Source organism: Erythrobacter sp. HL-111, from assembly GCF_900105095.1.
Classification (GTDB): domain Bacteria; phylum Pseudomonadota; class Alphaproteobacteria; order Sphingomonadales; family Sphingomonadaceae; genus Erythrobacter.
The window spans coordinates 2,493,858-2,511,621 of the sequence record NZ_LT629743.1 but is presented as its reverse complement, the minus strand read 5'-3'; the positions used below and the strand labels follow the sequence as shown (position 1 = coordinate 2,511,621).

The 17,764-nt window shown below is 68.9% G+C and carries 11 protein-coding genes; 5 read left to right on the top strand and 6 right to left on the bottom strand.

Annotated elements, in window-relative coordinates; all coding sequences use genetic code 11:
• Window positions 1-13: 13 nt before the first annotated feature.
• Window positions 14-1,813 carry a diguanylate cyclase gene (locus tag BLU08_RS11880; RefSeq protein ID WP_233995964.1) on the bottom strand — a complete coding sequence of 600 codons (1,800 nt, stop codon included), beginning with the start codon at window positions 1,811-1,813 and terminating at the stop codon, window positions 14-16.
• Between the two features lie 247 nt (window positions 1,814-2,060).
• Here BLU08_RS11880 and BLU08_RS11875 point away from each other — a divergent pair, with 247 nt between their 5' ends.
• The 4 genes from BLU08_RS11875 (at window position 2,061) to BLU08_RS11860 (ending at window position 6,079) form a co-directional block, all read left to right on the top strand.
• Window positions 2,061-3,176 carry a substrate-binding domain-containing protein gene (locus BLU08_RS11875; protein WP_090199716.1) on the top strand — a complete coding sequence of 372 codons (1,116 nt, stop codon included), beginning with the start codon at window positions 2,061-2,063 and terminating at the stop codon, window positions 3,174-3,176.
• A gap of 75 nt (window positions 3,177-3,251) precedes the next feature.
• Window positions 3,252-4,298, top strand: coding sequence for a PstS family phosphate ABC transporter substrate-binding protein (locus BLU08_RS11870; RefSeq protein WP_090199714.1), 1,047 nt, complete (start codon window positions 3,252-3,254; stop codon window positions 4,296-4,298).
• Between the two features lie 39 nt (window positions 4,299-4,337).
• Window positions 4,338-5,489: a DUF2157 domain-containing protein gene (locus BLU08_RS11865; RefSeq protein WP_090199713.1), complete on the top strand. Its 1,152-nt coding sequence runs from the start codon at window positions 4,338-4,340 to the stop codon at window positions 5,487-5,489.
• Entirely contained in the window at window positions 5,486-6,079 is a 594-nt protein-coding gene (locus BLU08_RS11860; RefSeq protein WP_157674543.1) for a GDYXXLXY domain-containing protein, read from the top strand. Before BLU08_RS11865 ends, BLU08_RS11860 begins: the two co-directional genes overlap by 4 nt.
• 54 nt (window positions 6,080-6,133) lie before the next feature.
• Here BLU08_RS11860 and BLU08_RS11855 read toward each other — a convergent pair whose 3' ends face one another.
• The 3 genes from BLU08_RS11855 to BLU08_RS11845 all read right to left on the bottom strand — a co-directional run bounded on the left by BLU08_RS11855 (window position 6,134) and on the right by BLU08_RS11845 (window position 11,762).
• Entirely contained in the window at window positions 6,134-8,536 is a 2,403-nt protein-coding gene (locus BLU08_RS11855; RefSeq protein WP_090199709.1) for a TonB-dependent receptor, read from the bottom strand.
• 173 nt (window positions 8,537-8,709) lie between these two features.
• Window positions 8,710-11,109 carry a DNA translocase FtsK 4TM domain-containing protein gene (locus BLU08_RS11850; protein WP_090201350.1) on the bottom strand — a complete coding sequence of 800 codons (2,400 nt, stop codon included), beginning with the start codon at window positions 11,107-11,109 and terminating at the stop codon, window positions 8,710-8,712.
• The gene (locus tag BLU08_RS11845) at window positions 11,106-11,762 is read right to left on the bottom strand and encodes a thiamine phosphate synthase (protein ID WP_090199707.1); all 657 of its coding nucleotides are present in this window, start codon (window positions 11,760-11,762) and stop codon (window positions 11,106-11,108) included. The genes BLU08_RS11850 and BLU08_RS11845 overlap by 4 nt, the downstream gene beginning before the upstream one ends.
• Here BLU08_RS11845 and BLU08_RS11840 point away from each other — a divergent pair.
• A complete protein-coding gene (locus BLU08_RS11840) occupies window positions 11,761-12,429 on the top strand; it encodes a YggS family pyridoxal phosphate-dependent enzyme (protein WP_090199705.1) in 669 nt (222 codons plus the stop codon). The two genes, BLU08_RS11845 and BLU08_RS11840, sit on opposite strands and share 2 nt — an antisense overlap.
• 104 nt (window positions 12,430-12,533) lie before the next feature.
• Here BLU08_RS11840 and BLU08_RS11835 read toward each other — a convergent pair whose 3' ends face one another.
• Together BLU08_RS11835 and BLU08_RS11830 are read right to left on the bottom strand one after the other, a co-directional pair.
• Window positions 12,534-14,885 (bottom strand): TonB-dependent receptor, encoded by a 2,352-nt coding sequence (locus BLU08_RS11835; protein ID WP_090199704.1) that lies wholly within the window; start codon window positions 14,883-14,885, stop codon window positions 12,534-12,536.
• Window positions 14,886-14,992: 107 nt separating this feature from the next.
• Window positions 14,993-17,758 carry a [protein-PII] uridylyltransferase gene (locus BLU08_RS11830; RefSeq protein WP_090199702.1) on the bottom strand — a complete coding sequence of 922 codons (2,766 nt, stop codon included), beginning with the start codon at window positions 17,756-17,758 and terminating at the stop codon, window positions 14,993-14,995.
• Between the last annotated feature and the right edge of the window lie 6 nt (window positions 17,759-17,764).

Here is a 17,764-nt window from a genome sequence, read left to right as displayed (position 1 = left end):
GCCGGAAATCGCCCTAGGCCGCCCGGGCGCCCGTCGTCCGCGGCTCCCCGGCCGGTGTCCGTTCCGCCCCGAGCCCGGTCCCGGTTTCAGCCATGGCCTCCGCCCGGCTGAGCGGTGCGCTGTCGAACATGGTGAGCTTCTCGTAGCTCATTCGGTTGCGGCCCGAAGCCTTGGCCTCGTACATCAGCGTGTCGGCGCGCGAATAGAAATCCTCGAAGGTCAGCGCATGGGCCGAAGCGCGCGGCAGTTCGATCACCCCCATGCTCGCCGTGACCGGCTGGTCGAGGCCGGGCACTTCCGAGGCGATCCGCAAGGGGATCGCGCGGCGCAGGTTCTCCGCCCGTTCGAGCGCGCGCTTGCCCCGCAGCAGGACGACGAATTCCTCCCCGCCAAGCCGCGCCGCGACCGCATCGCGTTCGTCGTTCCCGCTCAGTGCGGCCGCGCAGGCGATCAGCGCGCCGTCGCCAGCCTGGTGGCCATAACGGTCGTTGACGTACTTGAACCGGTCGAGATCGACCAGCGCGAAGGTGTCGAAACCCTGCGCCAGCAATTCGCCGAAGCGCGATTCCAGCGCGCGGCGGTTCATCAGCCCGGTCAGCGCATCGCGCGACGACAATTGCTCGAGCATCCGCGCCTCGGTCAGCGCGGCGTCGCGTTCGCGCCGGAGCGCAAGGAAGCGGTCGGCGATGGCGAGGCTCATCACGATCACCTCGATCCCGGTCGCGACATAGAGCATCTGGTCGAGGCTGGAGGGGCCGACATAGAGGCCCAGCCCGCGCAGCGACCGCTCGATCGAGGCGGCGATCAGCGGAAACCAGCCGAGCGCGAGATAGCGCGCCGAACGGCTGCCGCGCCACATCGCGCGCAGGATCGCGAAGCTGGTGAAGAAGGCGGCAACCAGCATGGCGAGGAAATAGCCGCGATCATCGATCGCCTGGGTCGCGTGCCATTGCAGCGAGAAGAACCCGGGCACGAGGATCGTCCAGACGCCGACCGCGACCATCAGCCGGCGCATGGCCGGCGATTGCGCGTCGCGTTCGAGGAATTCGGCGAGGAACAGCGCCGACAGCCCGCATCCCATCGCGTAGGACAGCGGCCCGATCACCGCGCCGACCGCCACCGGCAGGGTCCAGAACACGCTGATCAGCCCGCCCGCGAACAGCACGTAGGTCATCATCGAGAGCACCATCCCCGCGTGCAGCGCGACGAATTTCTCGCGCAGCACGACAAAGAAGCTGAGGTCGAAGAACAGCGGCAGGATCAGCATCCCGATGACCATGGCGAGCAGCATCATCGCGTGTTCGGACCATCCCGCGTCCTCGACGTCGTAGATCAGTCGCGCCTCGCTCAGCAGCGGGACCGAATGCGGCCGCTCGACCCTGACGATCAGCGCGCGCGTCTCCTCGCGGATCTCGGGCAGGGGCAGGGCGAAGATCGGCCCGGCGGGAAGCGGGCGGGCCTCGGCCTCGGTGAAGGACCGGGTCCGCAGCGTCCCGTCGGCGTCGAGCGCGGCGAAGGCGATCGCCTGGTGACGCGCGGTTCGGGTGAAGAAATGCCGCGGTCGCTCCTCTCCGGCCCAGCTTTCCGCATCGAAGCGCAGCCACGCGACCGGCAGGTCCGCGCGCGGGGTCCGATCGTCGCACACCCATGCGCCGTTCCGCGCCATCGCCCGGATGCTCGTCCCTTCGCCCGATGCGGCATGGCAGGTCGGGGCAAAGCCGGGATGGTCGGAAACCATAGCCTTGACTCCCGCGGCGGCGCCATCTTCCGCGGCAGCATGGATCGGCCCGGCGAGCAGCACCGACAGCGCCACGAAAATCGCGGCCAGCTTCCACCGAAAGGATACCATTCCCATGGCCCGCGAATAGGGGCGAACGCCTTACGATGCTCTTAAGCCGGGCGGCGTTCGCAAGCGGCCCTTTCCGCCCGCAGGACAGCCGTTTACCCGAGGGTCACGAGCGGCTATGCGCCGGCCGCGCCCGCTCACGTCACGGGCGTGTCACAACCCGCTCCTAGCGCCGCTCTGGACTGCCCGAAACGAACCAGGCTACGAAAAAACCATGCCCCTCGATCCCGCTCCCCATCGCCCGCTTCGCGCCGCCCGCGCGCTTCTCGCCCCCGCGCTCGTCGGCGCGCTGCTCGCCCTTGCCGGCTGCGAAGGCGGCGGCGGTTCGGGCGCACGCGATTCGATCCGCGCGGTCGGCTCGTCGACCGTCTATCCCTTCGCCAAGCTCGTCTCCGAAAGCTTCGCCCGCTCCTATCCCGACTTCAAGTCGCCGCTGATCGAATCGACCGGGACCGGCGGCGGAATCCAGCTGTTCTGTTCGGGCGTCGGCGCGGACACGCCCGACATCGCGAACGCTTCGCGCCGGATGAAGCTCAGCGAATTCGAGAAGTGCCAGGCCAACGGGGTGGAGGACATCGTCGAAGTGCAGGTCGGCCTCGACGGAATCGCCTTCGCCTCCAAGAAGGGCGGGATCGACCTCGACCTGTCGCCCAGGATCGTCTACGAGGCGCTCGCCGCCAGTCCCTACGGCCGCGAACAGACGGCCGAGACATGGGCCGATGTCGATCCCTCGCTGCCCGACGTGCCGATCCTCGTCTACGGCCCGCCCAGCACCTCCGGCACGCGCGACGCGCTCAAGGAACTGGTGCTCGAAGCCGGCTGCGACAGCGATCCGGCGATGGAGGCGCTCAAGCAAAGCGATCCCGACCGTCACCAGCAGGTCTGCACCGAGGTCCGCTCCGACGGGGCCTATTCCGACCAGGGCGAACAGGACAACCTCATCGTCCAGAAGATCGAGGCCAATCCGCGCTCGGTCGGGGTGTTCGGCTATTCCTACCTCGAGGAGAACCTCGACAAGGTGCAGGGCCTCCCGATGAACGGGCTCCAGCCGACCTACGACAACATCGCGAGCTTCGACTATCCCGGCGCGCGGCCGCTCTACCTCTACGTCAAGAAGGCGCACATGCGGGCGATCCCGGGCCTCAGCGAATATCTCCAGGAATGGGTCCGCAACTGGGACAAGGGCGGCCTGCTCGCGCGGGGCGGCCTCGTCGCCTCGCCGCCCGAAGAGCGCGAACGCAACGCCCGCAAGGTCGACGAACTCTTCACCCTGACGCGCGAAGACCTCGCCGGGGAAAACGCACCCGCCGAGGATGCGTCCGCCGAGTGACCGGACGGCCCGCACGCAAAGCGGGCGCGTAATCATCCCATCTCGCCACATCTTTCGGAGACAGCCGTGACCACCATGCCTTTCCGCACCCGGACCCTGCTCGCCGCCGCCTCGCTCGCCCTGCTCGCCGCCTGCGGAGGCGAGGAGGAGGACACCGGGCCGGAGGCGATCGAGATCGTCGGTTCGTCCACCGTCTATCCCTTCGCCCAGAAGGTCGCGGAAGATTACGTCGCCGCGCACGAAGGCGCCGCCGAACCGCTGATCGAATCGACCGGCACGAGCGACGGGATCGAGGCGTTCTGTTCCGGGACCGGCCCCGACACGCCCGACATCGTCAACGCCTCGCGCCGGATGCACCTCGACGAATTCAACCGCTGCCAGACCAACGGGATCGACGAGATCGTCGAGATCAAGATCGGCCGCGACGGGATCGTCTTCGTCTCGGCGGTGGACGAGGGGGTCGAACTGGAACTGACGCCGGAGATCGTCTACCGCGCGCTCGCCGCCAATCCCTTCGGCGAGGAGCAGACGGCGGAGAACTGGTCGGACGTCGATCCCTCGCTCCCCGATACGCCGATCATCGTCTATGGCCCGCCGGCGACTTCGGGCACGCGCGAGGCGCTGCAGGAGCTGGTGATGGAGCGCGGCTGCATCTCCAACCCCGAAATGGCCGCGCTCGAGGAAAGCGACGAGGCCGCCTTCATCCGCAATTGCGACGCGCTGCGCGGGGACCAGGCCTATAGCGACCAGGGCGAGAAGGACGACCTCATCGTCCGCAAGGTCGCCAACAACCCGCGCGCCGTCGGCATCTTCGGCTATTCCTACCTCGAGGATAACCAGGACCTCGTGAAGGCGGTGTCGATGGGCGGGGTCATGCCCACGGCCGAGACCATCGCAGACGAATCCTATCCCGCCTCGCGCCCGCTCTACATCTACGTCAAGAAGGCGCATGTCGGCGTGACCCCGGGGCTCGAGGAATTCCTGGCGCAGTGGGCGCAAAGCTGGGGCGAGGACGGGCCGCTCGCGGAGATCGGCCTGGTTCCCGCGACCGGGGAAACCCGCGAGGAGAGCGCCGCGGCGGTGGAAAATCTCACCGTGTTGACCGCCGGGGATCTCGAATAGCTCTCGCCTCGGATCCTTCCCGGGCGTAACTCCGCAAGGATGGTCACGGGAAGGATCGCGCGCTGGCACGAAGCCGGGCTGATCGACGCGGAAACGCGCGACCGGCTCCTCGCCCACGAGGCGGAGCACGCCCGCCCGGTCGCCTTGTGGGCGGTGTTCGGCATCGGTGCGCTCGCGATCGGGCTCGGGATCGTCTCGCTGGTCGCGGCGAACTGGGAAGCGGTGCCCGGCCGGGTCCGGCTTGCGCTCCATCTGGCGCTTGTCGCGGGCGCGCTCGGGGCGATCTGGCTGCGCGAGCAGCGCATCGCCGCGGCCTCGCCCTGGGCGGTGGAGGCGCTGGTCTTCGTCACCGCCGCGCTCGGCCTCACCTTCTTCGGCCATCTCGGCCAAGTCTACCAGACGAGCGCGCCGCTGTGGCAGCCGCTGGCGACGTGGCTGGTCCTGTTCGGGCCGCTGATGCTGCTGTCGGGGCGCGGCTGGCCGGTCGCGGCGGCGCTGGTGGGCGGGGCGATCTATGCCGCGTGGGAGTACAATTTCGCGCTCGGCGAACTCGTTCGGCGCCAGGGGGGCGAGGAGGCGCCCTGGACGACGCTCGCCCTCGTTACCGCGCTCCCGCTCCTGTTCGCGCCGCTCGGGGCCTTCCTGCGCGCCCGCAGCTCCCGCCCGGCGTTCTGGCGCCGGCTCGAACAATGCGCGCTCGCCTATGGCGTGGCGGGGACTTCGATCCTGGCCGCGCTGGCGGGCGTCGGGGCGTTCGAGGGCGGACCGGGTCCGCTCGATTTGGCGAACCAGCTGGTCCGCGCGGCGGTGGGCCTCGTCGCCGGGGCGCTCGTCGCGGTCCTGCGTCCGGGCGTATCGGGCCGGATGGCGGGTGCGATCATCGCGCTTGCCGGCCTGATCGTCGCGGGCGTGTCCGGGGCCAACGGCATCGCCGTCCTCGCAGCCGCGCTGTTCATGGCGTTGTGGGTAGGGATCGCGGCGGCCGCGCTGGTCGCCGGGTGGCGCGGCGTATTCCAGCTCGCGGTCGCGGTGATCGCGCTGCGGCTGATCGCGCTCAGTTTCGAACTGGCGAGCGACCTGCTGCTGAGCGGTTTCGGCCTGATCCTTGCCGGCGTCCTCGTGCTTTCCATCGCATGGGCCGCGTGGCGAGTGAGCCGCAGCTTCGCGCCCCGGCGGGAAGAGGCAGCGTGAATTTCGTCCGCCTCGCCTCGGCGATCCTGCCGCTTGCCGGACTTGCCGCGGCCTGGGCGTGGAGCGAGCAGCGCGCGCGCGAAAGCACCGAATGGGAAGTCCCGGTCGAGGGCTACGACCCGCGCGACCTGCTGCGCGGGCACTATGTCGAATTCACCTATGACTGGCCGCTGCCCGAACCGAGCCCGGGAAAGGGCGCGCGCGATGTCCGCCCGCCCCCGCAGGCGCTGTGCCTGTCCGGCATTCCCCCCGCGATCGCCGCGGCCGTGCCCTTCGATCCGCTCGACCAGGCCGCCCTGGACGCCTGCGCCCACCCGGTCATCGCCGATCCGGGCGCCGTCTATGGCCGGGCGGGGCTGCGCACCGGGCGGCTCTATGTCGGGCAGGACCGCGCGCGGCAGATCGAGCGCCAGTTCTTCGACAGGGACATGCGCGCGATCGTGCGGTTGCGTCAGCGCCCCGACGGCGGCTTCGCCCCGGTCGACATCCGCTTTCGCCCGCCGGGCGATGCGGAACGGGGCGAAGGCGCGGAGGAACGGATCGAACCCACCGCCCCGCCGATCATGCGCGATCCCGGGACCGGCGAATAGGGCGGGCGCCGCTCCGCGCGGCCCCCGCCCCTCCGTATGCCGGTGCCCGGCGCGTCAGTTGCCGAAGCGCGCGATCAGCTGGATACCGTAGAACTGCGGTTCGGCCGGGATGAAGGTCGGGATGCCGAACGCTCCGCCGGTGTTGCCCGCGTCGAGCAGGTATTCCTCGTCGAAGGCGTTGCGGATGAAGCCCGCGACCTCGAACCGCTCGTCGGCGAAGGAGAGCCCGGCGCGGGCGTTAACCAGCGTCACCGGCCCCTGCGAGATCAGCGGGTTGTTGGGCACTTCGAAGAAGATGCGGCTGCGATGGGTCACGCTGGGCGTGGCGAAGAACCGCACGCCGCCCGCGAAATCGTAATCCACCGTGAAGCCGCCCGAGGCCTGCCATTCCGGCTGGAGACGGAAGCGCGCGCCCGAGAAGGCGGGCGAGAAGGCGCCGTCCTCGTCGATGCCGCCATCGATGAAGCCGAAATTGCCGAAGGCCTGCAGCCAGTCCGCGACCTCGATCGCGAGCTCGCCCTCGACACCGAGGTTCTTGGCGCTGCCCGCGCTCGCGGTGATGAAGGTACCGGTCGGGTTGCCCTGCTCGTCGGTCTGCGCGATCGAGACCTGGAAGTCGTCATAGACCTGGTAATAGACCCCGAGCGAACCGGAGAGCGGGCCGGTCGCGAACTTCACGCCGCCCTCGTAGTTCCACACGACTTCCTCGGGGATGGTCGTGGCGCCTGCCGCATCGACCTGCACCACCGGCGAACGGCGGCCCTTGGAGACGGTGGCGAAGACGTTGACGCCGTCGGTGACCCGATAGAGCGCGTTGAAACGCGGCAGCACCGCCTGAAACCGCCCTTCGCCGGTGAGGGTCTGTCCGTTCGTGTCCGCCTGTCCCGGGATCAGCGGCCCGCCGGCCAGCAGGCCGTCGGGAACGTCGGCGCGGAAGCCCGACTGGCGATATTCCTGGAGGAAGCGCACGCCCGCGGTCAGTTCGAGGCTGTCGGTCGGGATCCAGGTCGCGTCGGCAAAGACCGAATAGGCTTCGTTGCGGCCCTGGTTCTCGAACACGGACGCATAGGGAAGAGCCTCCAGGCCGGGAGGCAGAACGCCGAGCGAGGACAGCAGCCCCGTCACCGCCGTCGCGGGAACGCTGCCGTCGGGCGCGATGCAGTCGAGGTCGGGAATGAGCTGCGGAATGCCGAAGGCCTCGCCGACCGGAGTGAAGGAGGCGCACTGCAGGAAAAGCCCTTCCTCGCTGGCGAAGGGGACGTTCTGGAGGCCGTCCTCGATGAACAGGTTCCAGCCCAGGCTCGCGCGCAGTTCGCTGCCCGTGTAGGTGAACCGGCCTTCGTGGCTGACCTGCCAGCCTTCGGCGATCTCGGAGAATTCGAGGAAGGGCGCAGCCGTACCGTCCGCATCGAACACTTCGCGGCTGTCGAATTCGCGGTAGCCGTTGACGGTGGTGAAGGTCCAGTCGTCGGAGAAGGCGTATTCGGCGGTGAGGTTGAGGTCATAGACCTCGCGGTCGAGGCCGAGCTGGTCGTCGCCCAGCACCGCCGCGCCCGCCGGGTTGCCGCCGAGATTGGCATCCTCGAACGCATTGGCCGGGCCGCCCGGCGCACCGGCGAAGGCGGGGAAGAAGCCCGAGATGAAGGGCGTGCCGCCGTTCCTCTGCTGGTCGTAGGTGGCGATGAGGTCCACCGTCACGTCCGCGTTCGGGGTGTAGCGCAGCGAGCCGCGCACGCCGAGCTGGTCCTGCGCGTAGAGGTCCTCTTCCTGATTCGGGCTGAGGTTTTCGACATAGCCGTCGCGGGTGCGCCATTCGAACGCGATGCGGCCCGCCAGCACGTCGGAGCCCGCGTTGATGTGCCCGCCGAGCAGGGTCTGGTTGAAATTGCCGTAGCCGCCGCGGATCTCGCCCGAGAAACCTTCGCGCGGCTTTGCCGAGACGAGGCTGATCGCGCCGACCGCGCTGGCCGTGCCGAACAGGGTCGCCTGCGGGCCCTTGATCACCTCGACCCGCTCGAGGTCGTAGATCGCCTGGTAGGAGCCGCGCGAACGCGAGATGTCGACGCCGTTGTAATAGAGCGTGACGCGCGGGCCCTGCTGGGCCGAGCCCGAGTCCGAGGTGATCCCGCGGATCACGATGCCGGGGTTGTTGGCGCTCTGTTCCTGGATGTTGAGGCCGGGGACGTAGTTCGAAAGCTCGTCGAGATCGGTGACGCCGAGTTCCTCGATCCGTTCGCCGCTGGTCGCGGAAATGGTGATCGGCACGTCGAGCGCGCGCTGCTCCACCTTCTGCGCGGTGACGATGATCTGGTTGCCCCGGTTGCCGTCCTCGGCGGTTTCGGCGTCCGGGGCGTCCTGGGCGATGGCCGCCTGGGGCAGCGCGGTCAGCGACGCGGCGAGTGCGAGGAGCGAGACGGAACGTGCCGGGGCGGCGTGCCGGAAAGTCGTGCGGAGCATGGAGAAGCATCCTTGCAGTTAAAGGGGAACCGGGGTCCCCGTGGCACTGCACAATGACGATGCTGCGACTGCGAAGTGTCGGCTCGATGACGTCCGGCTTACAATTGCGTGACGTGGCATTTGTGCATCGCCCGCGCGCTGCCGGAGCCGCAAGGCGGCGGCGGGGGGCGAAGCTAGAGCGGGTTGCCGTCCTGGTCGCGGAAGATCTCGCGCCGACCGACATGGTTGGCAGGACCCACGAGGCCTTCGCTCTCCATCCGTTCGATCCACTTCGCCGCGGTGTTGTAGCCCACGCCCATCTGGCGCTGGAGCCACGAGCCGCTCGCCTTCTGGTTCTCGATCACGATCTGGCAGGCCTGGCGGTACTTGCGCTCTTCGGGGTTGTCGGACGCGGTCAGTTCGTCCTCGAAGCCGAGGCCGAAACCGTCCTCGGGCTCTTCCGTGACGGCATCGACATATTGCGGGCTTCCCTGCGCGCGCCAGAAATCGGCCACGCGCTCGACCTCCTCGTCGCTGACGAACGGCCCGTGGACGCGCACCATCGCGCCGGTGTTCGGCTTGTAGAGCATGTCGCCCTTGCCCAGCAGCTGCTCCGCGCCCTGTTCGCCGAGGATGGTGCGGCTGTCGATGCGGCTCGTCACCTTGAAGCTGATGCGGGTCGGCAGGTTCGCCTTGATGACGCCGGTGATGACGTCGACCGAGGGTCGCTGCGTCGCCATGATGAGGTGGATGCCCGCCGCGCGGCTTTTCTGGCTGAGCCGCTGGATCAGGACCTCGATCTCCTTGCCCACGGTCACCATGAGGTCGGCGAGTTCGTCGACGATCAGGACGATCTGCGGCAGGGGTTCGTAATCGAGCTGTTCCTCCTCGTAGATCTCGTCGCCGGTCTCGGGGTCGAAGCCCGCCTGCACGCGGCGGCCCAGTGGCTTGCCCTTGGCGATCGCGGCGCGGACCTTTTCGTTGAAGGAATTGATGTTGCGCGAATTGATCGAGCTCATCATGCGGTAGCGCCGCTCCATCTCCTCGACCGCCCACTTGAGCGCGCGCACCGACTTGTGCGGCTCGGTCACGACGGGGGAGAGCAGGTGCGGGATGTCGTCGTAGCTCTTCAGTTCCAGCACCTTGGGATCGATCAGGATCAGCCGGCACTCGGCCGGGGTGAAGGTGTAGAGCAGCGAGAGCAGGATGCAGTTCAGCCCGACCGACTTGCCCGATCCGGTCGTCCCGGCGACCAGCAGGTGGGGCATGGCGGCAAGGTCGGCGATGACCGGTTCGCCCGCGATGTCCTTGCCGAGGATGATGGGCAGGTTGCCCTTGGCCTCGACGAAGGCGGCGCAGGCGGCAAGTTCCTTCAAGGACACCATCTGCCGTTCCGCATTGGGCAGTTCGATCCCCATCACCGTGCGCCCGGGAATCGCCGAGACGCGCGCGGAAACCGCGCTCATGTTGCGGGCGATGTCCTCGGCGAGGCCGACCACGCGGCTCGCCTTGATGCCCGGGGCGGGTTCGAGTTCGTACATGGTCACCACCGGCCCGGTGCGGACCGCGGTGATCTCGCCCTTGACGTTGAAATCGTCGAGCACGTTCTCGAGCAGGCGGGCGTTGCGTTCGAGCGCGAGCTTGTCGAGCCTGGGCGCGGCGCTTTCGGGCGCATCCTCGAGCAGGTCGAGCCCGGGCAGTTCGAAGGCGGCGAACATGTCGCGCTGGCTCGCTCGGGTGGCGGCGGCAGCGGCGCGCCTCGGCGGGGCGGAGGGATCGACGATCTCGGGCGCGCGGCGCGGCGGGGCCTCGGGCTGCGGGCGCGCTTCGGGGGCGGGCGCCTGTCGCCGGGCGCGCGGGGCGGGTGCGGGCTCGCCGTCGCCGTCCCCGTCATCCCATTCCGTCCGCTTCGCGTCCCGCCGCAGGAAGCCCGGCAGGCGCGCCGCGATGAGCGGCCCGAGCGAAGCCCCGCCGAGGAAGTTCGGCAGCGACAGCAGCATCCGCCAGTCGATCGCGAAGACGCGCGTAAGCAGCGCCGCCGCCCCGAGGAAGCAGGCGGCGGCAAGGCCGAGCGTGACCCAGCCCGCCATGTCCTCGCCGAACCGGGCCGCGACCGCCCGGATCGCCGCCGCGCCGAGCAGGCCCGAGACGCCCCCCGCCTGCGCGGGCAACGTGCCGGTCGGCCGGTCGAACAGCAGCGCGAGCAGCGCGCCCAGAAGCACCATGGCGGCGAGCAGCAGGCCCGCCGGCAGCCACCAGCGGGTCCGTTTCTCGGCCTCGTCGTCGATCTCGACATCGCGCCACAGCCGCCGGGCGGAGACGTAGAGCAGGGGGAGCAGCAGCACGCCCGGCAGGCCGAACAGGAACAGCACCCGGTCCGCGACCAAGGCGCCGGCTGCGCCCATCCAGTTGGCGACATCGTCGCTCGCCGCGGCGGTAGAGGGGCTCGGATCGGTCTGGGTGTAGCTCGCCAGCGCGAGGCCGAGGAAGACGAAGCCCGCGAAAAGCACGGCGGCGCCGGTCATCTGCGCGGCACGGCGCAGGCTGCGGCGCAGGCCTTCGCGCCATTCGGCATCGGATTTGCGGGTCGTCATCGCGCGGCTGGCCACGGGTTCGCCTCCTGATGGGAACGGACCATGAATCCTCGGCGACTCCCGGTCAAGCCGCGTGCGGCGGGTCGAGGCGCTCTGGTGAGCCCGTCGATCGCCGCCCAGCGCGGCCATTCGAGCCTTTGCGCGCCCCTTTCGTCCATCCCGCCGAGCGCGATGACGGGCACCCTGGAGCGGGCCGCGAGCAGGCGGAAGCGGACCGGGCCGAGGGTTTTGGCGCCCGGGTGCGAGCGGGTCGGATAGACCGGCGAGAGCAGCACCGCGTCCGCGCCGAGGCGATTCGCGAGGCCGATCTCGCCGAGGTCGTGCGCGGTCGCGAGGTGGAGCAGCCCTGCGCGCCGGGGCCAGAGCGCGCGCGGCGCCGCGTAGATGCCGTCGGCGCCCCACTCGGCCCCGGTGAGCGCGCTGTCGGCGAGGATCACGACATGCCCGCGTGCCCGCGCGATGCGGCGCAGGGCGAGGAACTGCGCCAGCCGCTCCGGCCCGGGGAGATGGTAGTGGCGGTAGATGAACCCGCTCCCGCGCGGCAATCGTTCGAGCGCGGCCTCGAGCCTCGCGTCGTTGCGGGCATCGGAGACGAGCCAGATTGCGGGAAGGACCGTTGAACCGCGCACCGTCGCGCTATAGCGCAGGGCCATGGACAATGCATCTTCCCGTCTCGCCGAAATCGAAGCCAACATCGCGCGCATCTGCAAGCCTGCCCGGCGCGATCCGTCGCAGGTCACCCTGATCGCGGTTTCCAAGACCCACCCGGCGGAGCGCATCGTGCCCCTGCTCGAAGCCGGGCAGCGAATCTTCGGGGAGAACCGGGTGCAGGAGGCCGCGGCCAAGTGGCCCGCTCTGCGCGAGGATTGGCCCGACGCCGAACTCCACCTGATCGGGCAATTGCAGTCGAACAAGGCCGAGGACGCGGTCGCGCTGTTCGACTGCATCCACTCGCTCGACCGGCCGAGCCTCCTAAGGGCGCTGGCGAAGGCGATGGACAAGGCGGGCAGGCGCGTGCCGTGCTTCGTGCAGGTCAATATCGGCGACGAGGACCAGAAGGGCGGCTGCCCGATCGCGGATGTGCCCGCCTTCCTCAACGAGGTGCGCGCGGCCGATATCCCGCTCGCCGGACTGATGTGCATCCCGCCCGCCGACAGGGAGCCCGCGCCCTTCTTCGCCCTGCTGGCGAAGCTCGCGGGCGACAATGGCCTTTCCGGCCTTTCGATGGGCATGAGCGGCGATTACGAGACCGCGGTGCAGCTGGGCGCGACCCATGTCCGGGTCGGCACCGCCCTGTTCGGCGTGCGCGGCCAGCCCTGACACGCGAAAGGGGCGCCCTGGCGGGGCGCCCCTTTGATCCCGATGCCTTGCTGCGCGTCCGGCGGGGACAATCGCCCGGATGGACGATCGCCCCGCGAGACTCGTCAGAACTCGAACATCGCCTCGATGCCGATGTTGCGCCCGCGCTGCAGCGGCGAAAGCGTGCCGGCGGTCGGGTTGTTGCCGAAGGGCTGACGCACGCCGGTGCTGAGCGGCCCGCCGAAGGGCAGCTGCGTGTCGCCGCCCGCCTGCACCTGGTCTAACAGGTTGCGCCCGTAGACCGACAGCGAGAGGCCGTCGAGCGGGGTCACCCAGGTCACGTTCGCCTCGAGGCTCGAGATGTCCTGGATCCAGCCGAGGTTGTCGTCGGTGAAGGCGAATTCGTCGCGGTACTGGTAGTTCACCCGCGTCACGATCTCGCTGTCGCCGAGGAACAGCTCGTGGATCACCCCTATGCCCCAGGTCACCGCCGGGATGCGCGGGATCCGCAGGTCGAAATCGGCCTGGTCGATCATCCCGTCGCCCGAAATGTCGAACAGGATCTCGTCGTACTGATCGTCGATGATGCCGACATTGGCGTTGAAGACGAGCGAGTCGGACAGGCGGATCGTGCTTTCGGCCTCGAAGCCGCTGATCGTCGCATCCGCGGTGTTGAGGATGTTCTGCACCACGCCCGCGCCCGGATCGGCGACGTTGACCTCGCGCTGCATGTCCTTGATCTTGGTGACGTAGCCCGCGACGTTGAGGGTGAAGACCCCGTCATAGGTCTGGAACTTGCCGCCGATCTCGAAGGTGTCGACCTGCTCCTCGTCGAAGAACAGCGTGTCGGTCAGCGCGAAGGCCGCGTTGAAGCCGGGGACGCTGGTCACGCGGAAGTTATAGCCGCCCGAACGGAAGCCGCGGCTCCACGAACCGTAGATCTGGCTGTTGGCGAATTCGTACTGCAGGCCGACGCGGGGCGAGAGGTTGCGGAACCGCACGCTGTCGGTGAAGCCGTCGGTCTCGGTCGCCGGGTCGAACGGCTGGGTGCCGGTCGGGCAGGTCCCGGCCACGACCGAACAGGGCGCGCGCGGCAGGATGTAGGTCACCGCCCCGTCCTTCGTCTCCTGGTTCCAGCGGACGCCGGCAAGCAGCGAGAGATCGTCGATGAATTCCCATTCCGCATTGGCGAAGACGCCGATCACTTCGTGGTCCTGGCGCCCGCCGCCGAAGAACTCCGCGGACGTGACCGCCGGCAGTTCGCGGCCTTCGTCATAGGCGAGCGTCTGGTCGAACCAGAACCCGCCCACGGTGACGTCGAGCCGGTCGGTCGAGACGGCATAGCGCAGTTCGTTCGAATACTGTTCCTGGTCGCTCAGCGTGTTCGAGTGGAACAGGAACACCGGCGACGCGTCGATGTCGCCGCGGGTCCGCGCGGAATAGTCGCGATAGCCGAAAATGTTGGTCAGCGTGCCCGGGCCGAGGTCCCAGTCGACCGTGAGCGAGCCGGTCCAGATCTCGGTGTCGTAGAAGCCCGGTTCGTCGATCGAGAAATCGAAGGTGTCGCGTTCGAAAAGCCCGCGGTTCTGGCCCGAGGGGCCGTCGCCTTCGCTGTCGAAATAGTCGGCCTTGGCGCGGATCGTCAGGTCGCCGAAACGCCCTTCGAGCGCGCCGCGCAGGATGTAGGTTTCCGCCTGGCCGTGGTTCGACCCGTCGAACAGGTTGGTGAAGTAGCCTTCGTCGTTGTTGTAGTAGGCGCCGACCTTGAACAGCAGCTTGTCCTCGATGATCGGGCCGGAAAGAACCGCGCTGGTCGTGTAGTTCGCGCCGCCGCGCCCGCCATCGACCAGCGGACCGTCGACCGCCGCGCGGAACTTGCCCTGGAAATCCTCGGTCGGGTTGCCGGTGTTGATGACGACCGCGCCGCCGGTCACGTTGCGGCCGAACAGCACGCCCTGCGGCCCGCGCAGGATTTCCACGCTGTCGAGGTCGAACAGGTCGAACACGACGCCGCCGTTGATGCCGAGATAGACGCCGTCGACGAACACGCCCACCGTCGGGTCGATCGAGGGGATCGAGGAATTGATGCCGAGCCCGCGGATCGAGAAGTTCGCGGTGCCGCGGCTGGTCCCGATCTGGTCGAGACTGACGTTCGGCGCCTGGAACTGCAGGCCCTGGATGTCGCGGATCTTGTAGGCCTCGAGGGTGTTCTCGTTGAAGGCGGTGACGGCGAGCGGCACCTCCTGCACGTTCTCGACGTTCTGGGTCTTGGTGCCGGTGACGACGATCGCGTTCAGCCCTTCGAGCGTGCCCTGGCGGCGAGGGGCTTCCTCATCGGCTTCCTCATCGGCCTGCGCGGCGGTTTCGGCCGCCTCGAATTCGGGATCGGTATCCTGCGCCTGGGCGGCGAAGGGGGTCAGCGCGCACGAGCAGAGGAGCAGCGCGATCGAGCGCCGCGAGAGGGTACGGAACGTCATCAACAACTCTCCCAGTTGAAACGGCCGTCCGCATTACTCCCGCGTCTCCGAATTGCAACCTGGGTGAGGTTTGATTTTTTTGCATTTCCGGCTGGCAGCCGCTGCAATCAGGCGCCCGACTGTTCCAGCTCGCGCTGGCGCCTGTCGCTGCCCGCCTCGAGCAGTTTCGCCTCGATCTCGGCGAGCCTTTCCGGGGCGGTGACCTTGCCGCCGGTGAGATCGGTCACGTAGAACGTGTCCGCCGCGCTCTCGCCATAGGCGGTGATGTGCGCGGACTGCACGATCAGGTTCGCTTCGTAGAGCGCATGGGCGAGCCGATTGAGCAGGGCCGGCCGGTCGCGCGCGGTGACCTCGATCACGGTGAAGCGGTTGCTCGCCGAATTGTCGAAATCGACCCGCGGGGCGACGTGGAAGGCCTTGGCCCGCGAATGGGCGAGCGGGCGCGCGGCGAGCCTGGGCACGAGGCTGCCGGTCCCGGCGAGCGCGTCGCGAATGCCCTTCTTCAGACGTTCGATCTGCGCGTCCTCGCGGAACGGGCCGCCGTGCTGGTCCTGGACGAGGAAATTGTCGATCGCATAGCCCGAAGCCGTGGTGTGGATGCGCGCATCGATGATGTTCGCGCCCGCAAGGTGGATGCCGCCCGCCATGCGGTAGAACAGGCCGGGGTGGTCCGGGGCGATCACGCTGACGAGGGTCGCGCCGCGGTCCTCGTCCACCTCGCAATGGATCGAAAGGCGGTCCTCGATCGCCCTCGCCTCGGCGTACTGCACGAGGTTGCGCATCGCGATGTCGTCGGGCTCTGCGATCCAGTAGGCATCGCCCAGCTTGGACCCGACCTCGTCGACCAGGCCGGCGCGCAGGCCCAGCAGCGCGCGGACCGCGTCCTTCTTCGCCGCGACCCGTTGCGCGCGGCCCTTTTCCTTGTGGCCGAGCCGGAGGCGTTCGGCGGTGGCATCGTAGAGTTCGCCCAGCAGCTGCCCCTTCCAGCTGTTCCACACGCCCGGGCCGACCGCGCGGATGTCGACCGCGGTCAGGATCGCGAGATTGCGCAGGCGGTCGAGGGTTCGCACCTCGCCCGCGAAATCCTCGATCGTCTTGGGATCGGTGAGATCGCGCTTCTGCGCCACCCGGCTCATCAACAGATGGTTCAGCACCAGCCAGGCGACGAGCTCGGTCTCCTTCCCGTCCAGACCCAGGCGCGGGCAGAGCCGGTGCGCGACCTCCGCGCCGAGCACCGAATGGTCGCCGCCGCGCCCCTTGGCGATGTCGTGCAGCAGCACCGCCACGAACAGCGCCCGGCGCGAGGAAACCTTGCCGATCTCGCGCGTGGCGCGCGGATGGTCTTTCTCGAGCAGGCCGCGCTCGATCTCGCTGAGCAGGCCGATCGCGCGGATCGTGTGCTCGTCGACCGTGTAGTGGTGGTACATGTCGAACTGCATCTGCGCGTTGACCCGCCCGAAATCGGGCACGAACCGGCCGAACACCCCCGCCTCGTTCATCCACCTGAGCGCGGTTTCGGGATCCCGGCGCCCGGCGAGCAGGTCGAGGAACAGCGAGTTGGCCTGGCGGTTCTCGCGCACGCCCGCGTCGATCCGCTTCGCGTCGCGGTCGATCTGGCGCAGGGTCTGCGGGTGGATCTCGAGCCCCTCGGCCTCGGCCAGCTGGAAGATCTCGACCAGCCGCACCGGGTCCTGCGCGAACCAGTCCTCCCCCGGCGCGCGGATGCGGCCGGCCTCGACCGTGTAGCCCTTCAGCTTGCGCGGGCGCTGGGTCCAGCCGGCGAAAAAGCCGCTGCGCGTCGCCTTGCGCGCGAATTCGTCGTCAATATGGGCGAGGAAGATGCCCGTGAGCGTTCCCACGCGCTTCATCTGCATGAAATAGTACTGCATGAACCGCTCGACCGCGCTCTTGCCCGGGCGCTCGGCGAAATTCATCGCCGCCGCGACCTCGCGCTGCAGGTCGAAGGTGAGCCGGTCCTCCGCCCGCCCCGTGATGACGTGCATGTGGCACCGCACGGCGAGCAGGAAGCGCTCGGCCCGGCGGAAGCTGCGATATTCGGAGGCGCTGAAAAGGCCGACGTCGACCAGTTGCGAGGCGGTTTCCACGCGGTGCATGTACTTGCCGATCCAGTAGAGCGTCTGGAGGTCGCGCAGACCGCCCTTGCCGTCCTTCACGTTGGGTTCGACGACATAGCGCGAATCGCCCATCCGCTTGTGCCGCTGGCTGCGTTCGGCGAGCTTGCGGGTCAGGAAATCGCGTTCGGTCCCGCGCGCGACGTCCTGCCAGAACCGCTGGCGCAGTTCCTCGTAAAGCCCGCCGTCGCCCCACACCAGCCGCCCTTCGAGCAGGGCGGTGCGGATGGTGAGGTCCTCGCGCGCCTGCCGGACCGTGTCGGGGATGGTGCGCGAGGAATGGCCGACCTTGAGGCCGAGGTCCCACAGGATGTAGAGCATCGCCTCGATCACCTGCTCGCACCACGGCGCGCGGCGCATGGGGGTGATGAAGGCGATGTCGACGTCGGAATGCGGCGCCATCTCGGCCCGCCCGTACCCCCCGACCGCGAGGATCGCGAGCCGTTCGCCCGAGGTCGCGTTGGGGACGGGATAGACATGGGCGATCACGTAATCGTGGATCACCCGCAGCAGCTGGTCGATCAGGAAGGCATGGCCCGCGGTGCATTCATGCCCGGCCGAAGGCTTTTCCGCGAGCCGCCGGGCGAGCTCGGCACGGCCCCTGTCGAGCGCGCCGCGCAGGGCTTCGACCACCTCCGGCCGCGCCCGGGCGCCGTGCTCATCGGCGAGCGCCGCGATCCGCTCGGCAAGCTCGCGGCGGTCGATGATGGCGCGCTGGCCGGGGACGCGCGGTGCGGTCACGGCGTC